18 protein-coding genes are annotated in these 12,848 nt (G+C 57.6%); 11 read left to right on the top strand and 7 right to left on the bottom strand.

Going from position 1 to position 12,848, the window contains the following annotated elements; all coding sequences use genetic code 11:
• Nucleotides 1-20 precede the first annotated feature (20 nt).
• The 4 genes from lysA to argH form a co-directional block, all read right to left on the bottom strand.
• Nucleotides 21-1,286: a diaminopimelate decarboxylase gene (gene lysA, locus AC2FLB_RS10380; RefSeq protein ID WP_496689007.1), complete on the bottom strand. Its 1,266-nt coding sequence runs from the start codon at nucleotides 1,284-1,286 to the stop codon at nucleotides 21-23.
• Nucleotides 1,287-1,351: 65 nt separating this feature from the next.
• Nucleotides 1,352-1,507: a hypothetical protein gene (locus AC2FLB_RS10385; RefSeq protein WP_496706195.1), complete on the bottom strand. Its 156-nt coding sequence runs from the start codon at nucleotides 1,505-1,507 to the stop codon at nucleotides 1,352-1,354.
• A gap of 82 nt (nucleotides 1,508-1,589) precedes the next feature.
• Nucleotides 1,590-1,772, bottom strand: coding sequence for an argininosuccinate lyase (locus AC2FLB_RS10390; RefSeq protein WP_496691811.1), 183 nt, complete (start codon nucleotides 1,770-1,772; stop codon nucleotides 1,590-1,592).
• Nucleotides 1,772-3,160 carry an argininosuccinate lyase gene (gene argH, locus AC2FLB_RS10395; protein ID WP_496709210.1) on the bottom strand — a complete coding sequence of 463 codons (1,389 nt, stop codon included), beginning with the start codon at nucleotides 3,158-3,160 and terminating at the stop codon, nucleotides 1,772-1,774. Before argH ends, AC2FLB_RS10390 begins: the two co-directional genes overlap by 1 nt.
• A gap of 21 nt (nucleotides 3,161-3,181) precedes the next feature.
• Here argH and AC2FLB_RS10400 point away from each other — a divergent pair, with 21 nt between their 5' ends.
• The 11 genes from AC2FLB_RS10400 to yddG all read left to right on the top strand — a co-directional run bounded on the left by AC2FLB_RS10400 (nucleotide 3,182) and on the right by yddG (nucleotide 11,545).
• Entirely contained in the window at nucleotides 3,182-3,748 is a 567-nt protein-coding gene (locus tag AC2FLB_RS10400) for a TlpA disulfide reductase family protein (protein ID WP_271948463.1), read from the top strand.
• Nucleotides 3,749-3,814: 66 nt separating this feature from the next.
• Nucleotides 3,815-4,180, top strand: coding sequence for a hypothetical protein (locus tag AC2FLB_RS10405; protein WP_496709211.1), 366 nt, complete (start codon nucleotides 3,815-3,817; stop codon nucleotides 4,178-4,180).
• 117 nt (nucleotides 4,181-4,297) lie between these two features.
• On the top strand, nucleotides 4,298-4,684 hold the full coding sequence (locus tag AC2FLB_RS10410) for a hypothetical protein (protein ID WP_496709212.1): 387 nt from the start codon (nucleotides 4,298-4,300) through the stop codon (nucleotides 4,682-4,684).
• A complete protein-coding gene (locus AC2FLB_RS10415) occupies nucleotides 4,681-5,652 on the top strand; it encodes a sterol desaturase family protein (protein ID WP_271948469.1) in 972 nt (323 codons plus the stop codon). The genes AC2FLB_RS10410 and AC2FLB_RS10415 overlap by 4 nt, the downstream gene beginning before the upstream one ends.
• 88 nt (nucleotides 5,653-5,740) lie before the next feature.
• Nucleotides 5,741-5,929 (top strand): hypothetical protein, encoded by a 189-nt coding sequence (locus AC2FLB_RS10420; protein ID WP_281995235.1) that lies wholly within the window; start codon nucleotides 5,741-5,743, stop codon nucleotides 5,927-5,929.
• 85 nt (nucleotides 5,930-6,014) lie between these two features.
• Nucleotides 6,015-6,848 carry an EAL domain-containing protein gene (locus AC2FLB_RS10425; protein ID WP_496709213.1) on the top strand — a complete coding sequence of 278 codons (834 nt, stop codon included), beginning with the start codon at nucleotides 6,015-6,017 and terminating at the stop codon, nucleotides 6,846-6,848.
• Between the two features lie 179 nt (nucleotides 6,849-7,027).
• Complete coding sequence (locus AC2FLB_RS10430) at nucleotides 7,028-8,203, top strand: acetyl-CoA C-acetyltransferase (protein ID WP_496709214.1); 1,176 nt, start codon at nucleotides 7,028-7,030, stop codon at nucleotides 8,201-8,203.
• Between the two features lie 7 nt (nucleotides 8,204-8,210).
• Nucleotides 8,211-8,597 carry a hypothetical protein gene (locus AC2FLB_RS10435; RefSeq protein ID WP_496709215.1) on the top strand — a complete coding sequence of 129 codons (387 nt, stop codon included), beginning with the start codon at nucleotides 8,211-8,213 and terminating at the stop codon, nucleotides 8,595-8,597.
• A gap of 113 nt (nucleotides 8,598-8,710) precedes the next feature.
• Complete coding sequence (gene phbB / locus AC2FLB_RS10440; protein WP_271948478.1) at nucleotides 8,711-9,433, top strand: acetoacetyl-CoA reductase; 723 nt, start codon at nucleotides 8,711-8,713, stop codon at nucleotides 9,431-9,433.
• Nucleotides 9,434-9,734: 301 nt separating this feature from the next.
• Nucleotides 9,735-10,682 (top strand): transcriptional regulator GcvA, encoded by a 948-nt coding sequence (locus AC2FLB_RS10445; RefSeq protein ID WP_496709216.1) that lies wholly within the window; start codon nucleotides 9,735-9,737, stop codon nucleotides 10,680-10,682.
• On the top strand, nucleotides 10,679-11,545 hold the full coding sequence (gene yddG / locus AC2FLB_RS10450; protein ID WP_496709217.1) for an aromatic amino acid exporter YddG: 867 nt from the start codon (nucleotides 10,679-10,681) through the stop codon (nucleotides 11,543-11,545). The genes AC2FLB_RS10445 and yddG overlap by 4 nt, the downstream gene beginning before the upstream one ends.
• On the opposite strand, the gene AC2FLB_RS10455 is transcribed toward yddG, so the two are convergent.
• From AC2FLB_RS10455 to AC2FLB_RS10465, 3 genes are all read right to left on the bottom strand, one after another.
• A complete protein-coding gene (locus AC2FLB_RS10455) occupies nucleotides 11,542-11,706 on the bottom strand; it encodes a YdcH family protein (protein ID WP_142635414.1) in 165 nt (54 codons plus the stop codon). The genes yddG and AC2FLB_RS10455 overlap by 4 nt on opposite strands.
• Before the next feature lie 121 nt (nucleotides 11,707-11,827).
• Entirely contained in the window at nucleotides 11,828-12,601 is a 774-nt protein-coding gene (locus AC2FLB_RS10460; RefSeq protein WP_496709218.1) for a tRNA1(Val) (adenine(37)-N6)-methyltransferase, read from the bottom strand.
• On the bottom strand, nucleotides 12,598-12,813 hold the full coding sequence (locus AC2FLB_RS10465) for a putative signal transducing protein (RefSeq protein ID WP_496676622.1): 216 nt from the start codon (nucleotides 12,811-12,813) through the stop codon (nucleotides 12,598-12,600). Before AC2FLB_RS10465 ends, AC2FLB_RS10460 begins: the two co-directional genes overlap by 4 nt.
• Between the last annotated feature and the right edge of the window lie 35 nt (nucleotides 12,814-12,848).

Below are 12,848 nucleotides of genomic sequence, written 5' to 3' on the forward strand. Positions count from 1 at the left end.
CGGCCCGCGCGTCTATTGCGTCAGAGCCACTCGGGTATGGTATCGCGGTTTATGATTTCGTCAAAGCTCGGACGTTCACGAATTACGGCAAATTGATCTCCGTGCACCAGAACTTCGGGTATCAGGGGCCGCGTGTTGTATTCGCTGGACATGACCGCGCCATAGGCCCCTGCGCTGCGAAAGGCGACCAGATCACCAGCACCCAGTGGCGGCATCTGCCGTTGCTTGGCAAATGTATCGCCGCTTTCGCAAACCGGACCGACGATATCATAGGGTTGCTGTTCCGTGCCCGGCACGGGTTCGATCACCGGTACGATATCGTGATAAGCTTCGTACATGGCCGGGCGGATCAGGTCGTTCATGGCACCGTCGAGGATCAGGAAATCCCGGCCCTCGCCGGATTTCACATAAATCACTTTGCTGACCATCAAACCAGCATTACCGGCAATTAGGCGGCCCGGCTCTATTTCGATTTCGCATCCCAGATGACCCAGAGTGTCTTTGATCAGCGCACCGTATTCCAAAGGCAGCGGCGGCGCGTCGTTCGAGCGCGCATAAGGAATGCCCAACCCCCCACCCAGATCAAGGCGGCGAATATTGTGACCCTCATTGCGCAGCGTCTCAGTCAGCTCAGCAACCTTCTGATAGGCCAATGCAAAAGGCTCCAGCTCGGTCAGTTGCGAGCCGATATGGACGTCGATGCCAATGACCTCCAGCCCGGGCAGGCTGGCAGCATGGGCATAGACTTCTGACGCGCGGGCGATCGGAATGCCGAATTTATTCTCGGATTTTCCGGTGGCGATTTTGGCGTGGGTCTTGGCGTCCACATCCGGATTTACCCTAACGGTGATCGGAGCAACGACGCCCAAATCAAGCGCAACGGCGTTGATCACCTCCATCTCGGGTTCGGATTCCACGTTGAACTGACGAATGCCACCGGTCAGAGCGGTGCGAATTTCTTCGGCTGTTTTGCCTACGCCCGAAAACACGATCTTATCGCCGGGCACTCCGGCAGCTTTGGCCCGCAGGTATTCCCCACCCGAAACAACGTCCATCCCCGCGCCTGCCTCGGCCAGCGTCTTCAGGATCGCCTGATTGCTGGCGGCCTTCATCGCATAACATACGAGGTGGTCGGTCCCGTCCAACGCCTCATCGAACAGCTGGAAATGACGCAGCAGCGTCGCCGTCGAATAGACGTAAAAGGGTGTCCCAACCGCAGCTGCGATTTCGGAGATCGGGACATCCTCGGCGTAAAGCGCGCCGTCGCGGTAAAGAAAGTGATCCATAAAGACGCGCTTAGACCAAAATGCCCCGGCGGATCAATGGATTCTACGCAAACAGGGGTGTCGCGTCATTCAATATGCGAAACGCCGACCCGCCCATAACCGGATATCGAAATTCCAGATCCGCCGGATTGGGGTTCGGGATCGGGTCGCGGTTTATAGGATGGGTCGCAAGCCGCAAGAATGGCGAAGCCAAAGAACAGGCCTAAAATCTTCATATTCATTTCTTTTTCCAAGGTTTACGGCCGAGCGCCATTGATCGGTCTGAAATGGGAACTGAGTGCTGAAACTGCAACTCGGGAAACACTACCGCCCGAGAAAAACGCTCAGGGGGCCGCGTTGCAGGCCAACGCCGCCCCCGACATAGGCGCCGCTGGTGCCGACGCCGATATTGGCGCTCATCGTTGGTTGGATCGGTTCGCCATCCGCACCGCATCCGGCCAGGGTTACCCCTGCCAGCACCAACAGAGCCGCAGTCAGAATTCGCATTACACCAACGCCTTCCATCGCTTGACCTGAGCCCGCACCTGATCCGGTGCCGTGCCGCCGTAAGACTGGCGCGAGTTTACCGAATTTTGCACCGTAAGGACAGAAAAGACGTCATCGGTGATCTCCGCATGCACTGTTTGCATATCCGCAAGCGTCAGGTCCGGCAGATCGCAGCCCTTGCTCTCGGCCATCGCAACCAGCGATCCGGTGACGTGATGGGCATCGCGGAACGGCAGGCCCAGAACGCGCACCAGCCAGTCGGCCAGATCAGTCGCGGTCGAAAAACCCGACCCTGCAGCCGCAGCCAGGCTTTCGCGGTTGGCGGTCATATCCTTGACCATGCCTTCCATCGCTGCCAGCGCCAGCATCCAGTTATCGGCAGCGTCAAAAACCTGTTCCTTGTCTTCCTGCATGTCCTTGGAATAGGCCAGCGGCAAGCCCTTCATCACCATCATCAGCGCGGTGTTGGCACCATAAATGCGCCCGACCTTGGCACGGATCAGTTCTGCCGCATCCGGGTTCTTCTTTTGCGGCATGATAGACGAGCCAGTCGAAAAACGGTCAGACAGGGTGACAAAGCGGAACTGGGCAGAAGACCAGATCACCAGTTCTTCGGCAAAGCGCGACAGGTGCATTGCACAGATCGAAGCAGTTGACAGAAATTCCAGCGCAAAATCGCGGTCACTGACGGCGTCCAGCGAATTGGCAGCGGGACGGTCAAAGCCCAGCGCCTCGGCGGTCATGACCCGATCAATAGGGAACGAGGTTCCAGCCAGCGCGGCAGCCCCCAGTGGGGATTCGTTCATCCGCGCGCGGGCATCGCGGACGCGGGACAGATCACGCCCGAACATTTCGACATAAGCCATCATGTGATGACCCCAGGTCACAGGCTGGGCGGTTTGCAGATGGGTAAAGCCCGGCATGACCCAGTCCGCCCCGGCCTCTGCCTGCGCCAAAAGCGCGCGGATTAGGGCCAGCAGACCGGCATCGGCGGCATCGAACTGATCACGCACCCACAATTTGAAATCGGTCGCCACCTGGTCATTGCGCGACCGGCCTGTGTGCAAACGGCCCGCAGGTTCGCCAATGATCTCTTTCAGGCGCGCCTCGACGTTCATGTGGATGTCTTCCAGAGCTGTCGAGAACTGAAACGCGCCGTTCTGGATTTCTGACAATACGGTGAGCAGCCCTTCCCGAATAGCTTCAGCATCACTATCAGTTATAACGCCTGTGGCAGCCAACATGGCGGCATGGGCGCGCGAGCCTGCAATGTCCTGGGCTGCCATCCGCTGATCGAACCCGATCGAGGCATTGATTGCCTCCATGATCGCGTCTGGACCGGCGGCAAAGCGGCCGCCCCACATCTGGTTCGAAGATTGATCGGTCATGTAAGAAAACCCGGAGTTGATATGCGCCTATTTCGTCTGATCCCCCTTTATATGGCCCTTGCGCTAGGTGCAAACGCGGCTTTGGCCACAGATGCGGAAACTCTGGGTCCGCTGCGCGAAGGCACCCTGAAGCGGTTGATCCTGCACAAAGAGCCCAAACCGCACACCTTGGTCGAATTTCAGTTGGAAGATGACGGTGGCACCGCAACGCTTGCCGACTATCAGGGCAAATACGTTCTGCTGAACTTTTGGGCCACATGGTGCGCACCGTGCCGCAAGGAAATGCCTCAGATCGCCGAGTTGCAGGCGGAATTCGGGGGTGACAAATTCGAAGTCCTGACATTGGCCACCGGGCGCAACTCACCCGCGGGGATCAAGAAGTTTTTCGAGGAAAACAACATCGAGAACCTACCGCGCCATCAAGATCCGGGCTCGGCCGTGGCACGTGAGTTCGGTGTCATTGCCCTGCCAATCACGGTCATTCTTGACCCCGATGGCAATGAAGTCGCCCGCCTGATCGGGGATGCCGAGTGGAATTCAGACAGTGCCAAGGCGATCATTGCGGCACTGGTAGCGGAAGAAAGCTAAGGTCGTTTTCCTGAAGTCCTGAATTTATGATAGCCTCCCCGTCGTTGTAACGAGGAGGCTTTCTTTATGAAGAACGTATTCACTCTGGCCATTGCTGCCTGTCTGATTTTGGGCTCGGCATTGGTCGCCGAGGCCAAAGACATCAAGAAAGAACAAGATTTTCTGAATGCTGTCGCCGGTAAGAAACTGGTGGATGGCGGCACCTGGGTGCTTATTTCACCCGACGGGAAGATTTCCGGGCAAACCAGCGACAAGGTCATATTCTCGGGCGCATGGGCCTGGAACAAAAGGTTTTGGTGCCGAACGCTTGTTGTTGGCGGAAATCAGATCCCGCAGGATTGCCAGAAAGTAACGATAGAAGGGAACCAGGTGACCTTTACCCGCAACAAGGGCAAGGGTGATTCCGGGGGGACCTATACGATTACCAACTGACCTCTTTGCACGGGTAGCGTGATCCCCAACCGGTGCTTCAGGTCGAATTTCAGCTTACGCGACGCCACCTTTGACAGCCAAGCCTCCGCTTTGCAGTTTGTGGGTCAGGAGGAAGTCATGCCGCTGGAGATATTGTTGGTTCTGGTCGTTGGGGGGATCGGCGGAATTACTATTCTGCTGCATCTGACGGGCCGTTCGCGGCAGTTCGCCCTGACGCCTGATCTGGCCCGTGCGCAATGGTCGCGCCATTTCCCCGATGACGTGATCGCAGATGTAACCGTAGCGCATGACCAACGTTCCGCGCTGATCCGAACCACAACCGGTTCTGGCCTTTTGTGGTCGTTCGGCGCGGATACCGTGGCCCGCCACCTGCAGGATTATGACTGGATCGAGCATCCGGACGGATTCGAAGTTCAGTTTCATGATTTCGGAACCCCCTCAACCCGCATCCACCTCGATGACATCGAACGCGCCCACTGGCGACACTTGATGGAGCCCACATGACCGACCAGATTTCCTTTCCCGATGCCGTGCAATGGGCAGTCCCGTTCTTTATCGCCGCAATTCTGGCCGAGTTCGTCTGGATCGCTTTCAAAGGCCGGGGCGGGCGCTATGAAACGCGGGATGCGGTCACCTCGCTGATCATGGGCGCGGGCAATATTGCCTCGGGGTTTCTGCTGGGTTTCATCGCCTACGGGTTCTTTATGTGGTTGTGGCAGATTACTCCGCTGAACCTGGGCACCTCGATCCCGGTGATTATCCTGTGCTTTTTGCTGGACGATTTGCGTTACTATTGGGTGCATCGGTTCGGGCATCGCATCCGTTGGGTCTGGGCCAGCCATGTGAACCATCATAGCTCTCAGCATTACAACCTGACCACGGCGTTGCGTCAGACCTGGACTTATACATTCACCTTCATGATGGTCGTGCGCGCGCCGCTGATCCTACTGGGGTTTCATCCGGCAATGGTTCTGTTTGTCGGCGGTCTGAACCTGATCTATCAGTTCTGGATTCACACCGAGGCCATCGGCAAGATGCCCCGCTGGTTCGAGGCGGTTATGAACACCCCCAGCCACCACCGCGCCCATCATGGCCGCAACGCGCGCTATCTGGATTGCAACTATGCCGGCGTGTTCATCATCTGGGACAAAATGTTCGGCACCTTTGTGCCAGAGCAGATCGATGACAAAGTCGACTATGGGTTGGTTCACAATATCGGAACCTTCAACCCGTTGCGCGTCGCCTTTCACGAATGGGTCGGAATCTGGCAGGATGCCACGCAATCGGGGCTAACTTTGCGCCAGCGGTTGGCCTATTGCTTTGCCCCACCCGGTTACAGCCATGACGGCAGCCGGGATAGCTCGGAGCAGATCAAAGCCAAGCATATCTCGCGCAACCCCAGGGATCGAGGGACGCCCGGATTTGAGCATTTTGAGACCGAAACGCACAAATCCGAAGCAAAACAAGCTTGAATCCGCCTGTCACGTGCTGATTTTCTTGAAAATTAGCTCAGCCTGCACATATCCAAACGATGTGCATTACGAGTGACCGGAGATTATCATGACCCGTTGGACAACATTTTCCACAGTTTTAGGACTGATAGGCCTGCTTGTCGCAATGCTGACAGCGCTGGCCGCCGGGACCGCAACGCTGATCGCGTTTGGACTGGCCATGATGGTGCTGGGATTTACGGGCGCAGTTATTGGTGCCGCTAGATCTCTGGGACGTGTTCTGGACGCAGCCCGCTGACATTTTCATTTCCATTAACCGCAGATTCACATCTTTGCCCTGAAATTGGATCCTGACCGACGACGGTAGGGAAGCGATTTCGATCATGCGGGACAGGAAACTGGCAGATTTACCCGAAGGATCAGACAGCCCGTTAAACGCGGCCGTGCTGTCGCGCGACAACTCAACGATCCAGATGGCTACGGATGCTGTCAAACACAAACAGTGCAAACTGGCCTTTCAACCGGTCATGCAGGCTAACGCGCCACATGGTATCGCCTTCTACGAGGGCTTCATCCGGGTGCTGGATGAAACCGGTCGTGTCATCCCGGCACGCGAATTTATGCCTCAGCTTGAAAACACCCCGATTGGCCGCGAATTGGACTGCATCGCGCTTGAGATGGGCCTGCGCACATTGGCGCGCACCCCGGACATCCGCATGTCGATCAATATGTCCGCACGGTCGATCGGATATGGACGTTGGTCGCGTGTTCTTGACCGGTTCATGAAAAAAGATGCCAGTATCGGTGAAAGGCTGATCCTTGAAATTTCCGAAAGTTCGGCCATGACCGTGCCGGAACTCGTGGTCGATTTCATGGACCGGTTGCAACCACGTGGCGTTGCATTTGCGCTGGATGATTTTGGTGCCAGCAATTTCTGCTTCCGCCATTTCCGCGAGTTTCTTTTTGATGCCGCCAAGATTGATGGCCAGTTCATCCGCGGCATCAGTGAAAACCCGGATAATCAGGCGCTGGTTCGTGCCCTGATCGCAGTTGCAAGGGAATTTGAGTTTCTGGTCACGGCCGAATCGGTCGAAACCAAAGCGGATGCTGAGTTTTTGGTGGCCAATGGTGTCGATTGTCTGCAAGGATTTCTGTTCGGCGCACCTACGGTTTCTGCGCCCTGGAAAACGGAAAACGAACAGAAATCGGCGGGTTAACCCCAAAAAACCAGGGACCTTGGGTCCTGAGACAAGCTGCCCGTTGCTGCAAATGCAGCATTGCGCTATTGCAGTGATACTTGAGCGGGGGATTACGGGGCGCTCTTGTTGCGGGGGGAACCTCTCGACTTGCGCCGTCAGACATTCCGCCGGACCATGTCGGTAAAGGACTGATCATAATGACCAATGTAGTTATCGCATCCGCCGCACGTACAGGCGTCGGCAGCTTTGGTGGTTCGTTTGCGAACACCGCAGCCCATGATTTGGGCACAGCCGTTCTTGAAGCCGTAGTCGAACGCGCCGGAATCGAAAAAGGCGAAGTCAGCGAGACAATTTTGGGTCAGGTTCTGACCGCAGCCCAGGGTCAGAACCCGGCGCGTCAGGCGCATATCAACGCCGGTCTGCCGCAGGAAAGCGCGGCCTGGGGCATCAACCAGGTCTGCGGATCCGGCCTGCGCGCCGTGGCACTGGGCGCACAGCATATCCAACTGGGCGATGCTGATATCGTCGCTGCTGGCGGGCAAGAGAACATGACCCTGTCGCCCCATGCCGCCGCTCTGCGCGCCGGCCAAAAGATGGGCGACATGAAGTATATCGACACAATGATCCGCGATGGACTGTGGGATGCGTTCAACGGGTATCACATGGGTCAAACCGCCGAAAACGTTGCTGAAAAGTGGCAGATCAGCCGCGATATGCAGGATGAATTCGCCGTCGCAAGCCAGAACAAGGCCGAAGCTGCGCAGAAGGCAGGCAAATTCGCCGATGAGATCACCCCCTTTACCATCAAGACCCGCAAGGGTGACATCGTGATGGACAAAGACGAATACATCCGCTACGGCGCAACCATGGAAGCCATGGCCAAACTGCGCCCGGCTTTTGCTAAAGACGGATCGGTCACCGCCGCCAATGCCTCGGGCCTGAACGACGGCGCGGCTGCGACCCTGCTGATGTCGGCGGCAAATGCCGAAAAGCGCGGGATTGAGCCTCTGGCGCGGATTGCATCTTATGCTACCGCTGGTCTGGACCCGTCGATTATGGGCGTCGGCCCGATCTATGCCTCGCGCAAGGCGCTGGAAAAGGCGGGCTGGTCGGTTGACGATCTGGATCTGATCGAAGCCAACGAAGCCTTTGCCGCACAAGCTTGTGCCGTGAACAAAGACATGGGCTGGGACCCGTCCATCGTGAACGTCAATGGCGGCGCCATTGCCATCGGTCACCCGATCGGCGCTTCGGGCTGCCGCGTTCTGAACACTCTGTTGTTCGAAATGAAGCGGCGGGACGCGAAAAAAGGTCTGGCGACTCTGTGCATCGGTGGCGGCATGGGCGTTGCCCTATGTGTCGAGCGCGACTGATCTAACAATGCCTTCTCGGCCCACTCTTATTTCGGCCCTTGTGATTTGCTTAGCAGGGGTCGCAGACGCACAGAACCGTCAACCGCTTTCGACCAGCCTGACGGAGTGCGGCATCATCTTTACAGAGCTGGCCGAGCTGAGAGCACGCCGGAACAAGGACCAAACAACCACAGACGCCGCGCTTGCCAGCGCGGCGTTATTCGTTGTGGAAGCTCGTGATCAGGCCGCAATGGAAGGCATTAAGAACCCCTACAAACACATCCAGTCCGCGCAGGTTCGATTGTCCGAGACATGGCACGTTCGCTTTGGCAATTTGGCTCTGCTGAACGAAAATAAGGACTGGATCGACTATTGCCGTGCATTGGGTAAAGATCGTGGCCTCACACTACCCTGAGGCGAAACCAAAAACCCCAGCGCTGCGGCAACTTGCCTGCGCAATATTGTTGCGCTGGTTGGTTCGGAATAGTAACAGCATTACCAAGACGACTTAAATTGGAGGATTCCTAAATGGCACGAACAGCACTCGTCACCGGCGGTTCCCGCGGCATTGGCGCAGCAATTTCCAAGGCGCTTAAGGCCGAAGGGTACAATGTTGCAGCCACCTACGCGGGGAACGACGAAGCCGCCGCGAATTTCACCGACGAGACCGGAATCGCCACCTACAAATGGAACGTTGCGGATTATGACGAATCCAAAGCGGGCATCGAAAAGGTCGAAGCCGAGATTGGCCCGATCGACATCGTTGTTGCCAATGCCGGCATCACCAAGGACGCCCCATTCCACAAAATGACACCCGAGCAGTGGCATCAGGTGATCGACACCAACCTGACCGGCGTATTCAACACCGTTCACCCGGTTTGGCCTGGCATGCGTGAGCGCAAGTTTGGCCGTGTCATCGTCATCAGCTCGATCAACGGTCAAAAGGGTCAGTTCGCTCAGGTGAACTATGCCGCAACCAAGGCGGGTGATCTGGGAATCGTGAAGTCGCTGGCGCAGGAAGGCGCGCGCGCGGGCATCACCGCCAACGCTATCTGCCCTGGCTATATCGCAACCGAAATGGTCATGGCTGTCCCCGAGAAGGTTCGTGATTCCATTATCAGCCAGATTCCGGCGGGCCGACTGGGCGAACCGGAAGAGATCGCACGCTGCGTTGCTTTCCTGGCCTCTGAAGACTCGCAATTCATCAACGGATCGACCATCTCGGCCAATGGTGCTCAGTTCTTCGCCTAAGTTGGCTGCCAAAATGCAAGCGGGCCGGTTCTAAGCAGAACCGGCCCTTCTTTTATCCCGTAAGACCGCGCGCGCTGCGATCAGCGGGAACCGAAAATCCACTTCAACACATTCAGAACCGCTTTGCCCCGCGCCTCATGCGCGCGCAGAATCGCCGATTGTGCAGCTGGATTTGTTGTCATCTCAATCATGGCAGCCTCTCAGTTCAAAACAGTTTTCCTTGACTTATGAGCAATATGAACTCTAGTTGGCAAAGCCGCAAACGAGCTTTTTTGAACATTCAGTTAAGAATTTCTATACTATGAGCGACTACCTGCCGCCCTTGACCGCTTTGCGTGCCTTTGATGCCGCCGCCCGGCACATGTCTTTTGCCAAAGCCGCGGCAGAGCTGCATGTAACGCCTGCGGCCCTGTCCTTTCAGATCAAATCCCTTGAGGAGCATTTGGGCCACCCTCTGTTTCACCGCCTGAACCGCGCGGTGGAGCTGACAGAGGCTGGGCGCACCCTGGCCCCGGGCGCCGCGGATGGATTTGCCACGTTACAAGCCGCATGGCGCGCCGTGAGCAGACAGGGTGACGACACTAGCCTGACCGTCACAGCGGGCCCTGCCCTGACGGCCAAATGGCTGGCGCCCCGCCTGTACGAATTTGCCCGCGCACATCCCGAAATAGATCTGAAATTCTCGGCCACGTTACGCATCATCGACCTTGAACGGGATGATGTGGATGTGGCCATCCGATTTGGCGAAGGTGCGGATAAGGGGCTGTATTCCGTGCCAGTGCGCCGGGAATGGCTGACGCCGGTCATGACGCCCGAGCTCGCCCGCCAGTTCACCACGCCGGAAAGCCTGCGGGATGCACCGTTGATCCATGACGCCTCGATCCGCTTTCTGACCCCACCCAGTGATTGGCCCGCCTGGTTCAGGGCCGTGGGCATCGCACATACCCCGACCCATGGTGCCGAGTTTTCGAACGCCGATCACGCAATTGACGCGGCTGTTGCGGGCGTTGGCGTCGCGCTTGGCCGCCGGGCCATGATCCTGAAAGATCTGACCGAAGGCACGCTGGTCGCACCTTTCAAGACCGCCATCGAAACAAAGGGGCGCTTTCGCTTCCTGTGCCTCTCGGGGGCCGAGAACCGCCCTCAGATTGCGGCGTTTCGGGATTGGTTTCTGGCCGAGATTGAAAAGACCGCACATATATCCGATGAGTTCGACATCATTCCAGTCGAGGACCTGTCAGCCGCATGACCCGAAACCGCGCCACTACTATCGGTTTTGTCGCCGTTTTACTCTGGTCCCTTCTGGCCCTGTTCACCGTCGGTTCAGCACCGGTTCCTGCGCTGTTGCTGAATACGATCTGCTTCTCGATCGGGGGTACGCTGGGGCTGGTCTGGGCCTGGGCCAATGGCGGGCTGGGGCAGTTGCGGTCCGTGCGTTGGACCACCTATCTGTTTGGCACCATCGGGTTGTTTGGCTATCACGCACTCTACTTCTCGGCCCTGCGCATGGCCCCTGCAGCCGAGGCCGGGCTGATTGCCTATCTCTGGCCCCTGTTGATTGTGCTGTTCTCAGGTTTGCTACCGGGCGAGCATCTGCGTGCAGGGCACCTGATCGGAGCCTGCCTGGGCTTTGCTGGGGCCGCTGTGATCATCGCCAGGGGTGGTGGCGCAGGATTTCAGGCCAGCCACCTACCCGGTTACGGGCTGGCGCTGCTGTGTGCTCTGACCTGGTCGGGCTATTCCGTTATGTCCCGTCGTCTTGGGGATACGCCCACAAGCTCTGTCGCTGTGTTCTGCATCTTTACCGCCATCGCCTCGGGTGGTCTGCATCTAGCCATCGAAGAAACCGTTTGGCCGGGCACGGCCTTTGGCTGGGCTTCGATCGCGGCACTTGGGCTGGGGCCTGTTGGTCTGGCGTTCTATGTCTGGGACATCGGGGTCAAACAAGGCGACATTCAGATTCTTGGCACCGCGTCTTATGCAGCGCCCCTGTTGTCTACCGTCGTTTTGGTGGTTGCCGGGATCGCAGCCCCATCCTGGGGTCTGGCAATCGCAGCCATCCTGGTCACCGGCGGCGCGGCCATAGCCGCGCGCGCCAGCCTTAAAAGTTAACTGGAAAGTCGCTCTATCTCTTCCTTAAGCCTTAGCTTCTGTTTCTTGAGTTGAGCGATATGGAGATCGTCGATGCCTGGCGCGCGCTGGGCTTGTTCTACTTCGAGACCGAGAGTTTCGTGCTTCTTCTTCAGTTCCGTCAGATGTGCGCTCACGCTCATGGCGATACTCCTTCATTGGTGTCTCTGAATAACGTAGGAAGTTGAGCACATCGTTTCCAGCCTGTCACGCTGCAGACGCACAGATTCTATAATAAATCTGACAAATTCGGCTGGTTGGCGCCTATTGATCCGAAAACCCGTTCAGCGCAGCAGCGTCGCGCAAAACGGACGATATCTGAGAGGTATAGCTTTCGCCGTCTTTTTCGTGGCGCACACCCTTGTGCAAAATCAGCGGGGCATGCAGTTGAAACGCAGTCCGACCGCCTTTTCTGGCCCTAAGGATCATCAATTGAGCCTTCCGACCAGCCCGCGCGGCCAGAGGCAGAACCTCGACTGAGCCAAGCCGCCCCGCACAGGCTGACAGCATGTCTGGCAACCGATCGGCCTTTTGGATCATGTGCAGATAGCCCCGCGGTGCAAGGCGCTTTGCCGCACAATCGAACCAATCGCGCAACGGTGTATCCTCGCCCAAGGCAATTCCGCGACCCGAGTCCGCCGCAGGGCTGTGGGCACCGGCCAAGTAATAGGGCGGATTCGCAATCACATGATCGAACTGCTGTTGTTTCAGTTCAGCGGGCAGTTTGCTCAGATCGGCCTGCACCACTGTCAGCGCCTGCGCATTCTGATCCGCGTTGCGGGTGGCCAGATCGGCATAGGGCGATTGCAGCTCAACACCCGTGGCGTTCAATCCCGGCACGCGCGCCATCAGGCACAAGATGGCGGCACCAGCGCCACATCCCAGCTCCAGCACGGATTGCCCAGCCTTGGCCGGTACCGCTGCCGCCAGCAACACAGGATCGACCCCGGCGCGATAGCCGGACAGGGGCTGCCAAAGCCGAACGCGCCCATTCAGAAAGTCGTTCAAACTTAGCTCTGGGTCAGTGAATTGCGTCATCGGCCCAGCGGGATCTCGTTGTCGCGCATCACCCGTTCAGCGCGGATCAAATCATCTGCCCGCACCATAAGGCGACGCGGGAAAATACCGATGCCGCCTTCTAGGATGCTCATATTTACGTCCATCTGAAAGCAGTCTATATCCTCGCCCTGAAGTAGGGCGGATGCAAAGGCCAGGATCGTCGGATCAGTGCTGCGCAAAAGTTCTTTCATGGGGATGGATGTAAGGGCAAGGTGAGGCGGAAGTC

Source organism: Ruegeria sp. CDSA236 (genome assembly GCF_059611285.1).

Excerpts from the sequence above, each read along its gene's own strand:
- lysA (WP_496689007.1), bottom strand. The coding sequence starts at position 1,286 with ATGGATCACTTTCTTTACCGCGACGGCGCGCTTTACGCCGAGGATGTC.
- AC2FLB_RS10385 (WP_496706195.1), bottom strand. The coding sequence starts at position 1,507 with ATGAATATGAAGATTTTAGGCCTGTTCTTTGGCTTCGCCATTCTTGCG.
- AC2FLB_RS10390 (WP_496691811.1), bottom strand. The coding sequence starts at position 1,772 with ATGCGAATTCTGACTGCGGCTCTGTTGGTGCTGGCAGGGGTAACCCTG.
- argH (WP_496709210.1), bottom strand. The coding sequence starts at position 3,160 with ATGACCGATCAATCTTCGAACCAGATGTGGGGCGGCCGCTTTGCCGCC.
- AC2FLB_RS10400 (WP_271948463.1), top strand. The coding sequence starts at position 3,182 with ATGCGCCTATTTCGTCTGATCCCCCTTTATATGGCCCTTGCGCTAGGT.
- AC2FLB_RS10405 (WP_496709211.1), top strand. The coding sequence starts at position 3,815 with ATGAAGAACGTATTCACTCTGGCCATTGCTGCCTGTCTGATTTTGGGC.
- AC2FLB_RS10410 (WP_496709212.1), top strand. The coding sequence starts at position 4,298 with ATGCCGCTGGAGATATTGTTGGTTCTGGTCGTTGGGGGGATCGGCGGA.
- AC2FLB_RS10415 (WP_271948469.1), top strand. The coding sequence starts at position 4,681 with ATGACCGACCAGATTTCCTTTCCCGATGCCGTGCAATGGGCAGTCCCG.
- AC2FLB_RS10420 (WP_281995235.1), top strand. The coding sequence starts at position 5,741 with ATGACCCGTTGGACAACATTTTCCACAGTTTTAGGACTGATAGGCCTG.
- AC2FLB_RS10425 (WP_496709213.1), top strand. The coding sequence starts at position 6,015 with ATGCGGGACAGGAAACTGGCAGATTTACCCGAAGGATCAGACAGCCCG.
- AC2FLB_RS10430 (WP_496709214.1), top strand. The coding sequence starts at position 7,028 with ATGACCAATGTAGTTATCGCATCCGCCGCACGTACAGGCGTCGGCAGC.
- AC2FLB_RS10435 (WP_496709215.1), top strand. The coding sequence starts at position 8,211 with ATGCCTTCTCGGCCCACTCTTATTTCGGCCCTTGTGATTTGCTTAGCA.
- phbB (WP_271948478.1), top strand. The coding sequence starts at position 8,711 with ATGGCACGAACAGCACTCGTCACCGGCGGTTCCCGCGGCATTGGCGCA.
- AC2FLB_RS10445 (WP_496709216.1), top strand. The coding sequence starts at position 9,735 with ATGAGCGACTACCTGCCGCCCTTGACCGCTTTGCGTGCCTTTGATGCC.
- yddG (WP_496709217.1), top strand. The coding sequence starts at position 10,679 with ATGACCCGAAACCGCGCCACTACTATCGGTTTTGTCGCCGTTTTACTC.
- AC2FLB_RS10455 (WP_142635414.1), bottom strand. The coding sequence starts at position 11,706 with ATGAGCGTGAGCGCACATCTGACGGAACTGAAGAAGAAGCACGAAACT.
- AC2FLB_RS10460 (WP_496709218.1), bottom strand. The coding sequence starts at position 12,601 with ATGACGCAATTCACTGACCCAGAGCTAAGTTTGAACGACTTTCTGAAT.
- AC2FLB_RS10465 (WP_496676622.1), bottom strand. The coding sequence starts at position 12,813 with ATGAAAGAACTTTTGCGCAGCACTGATCCGACGATCCTGGCCTTTGCA.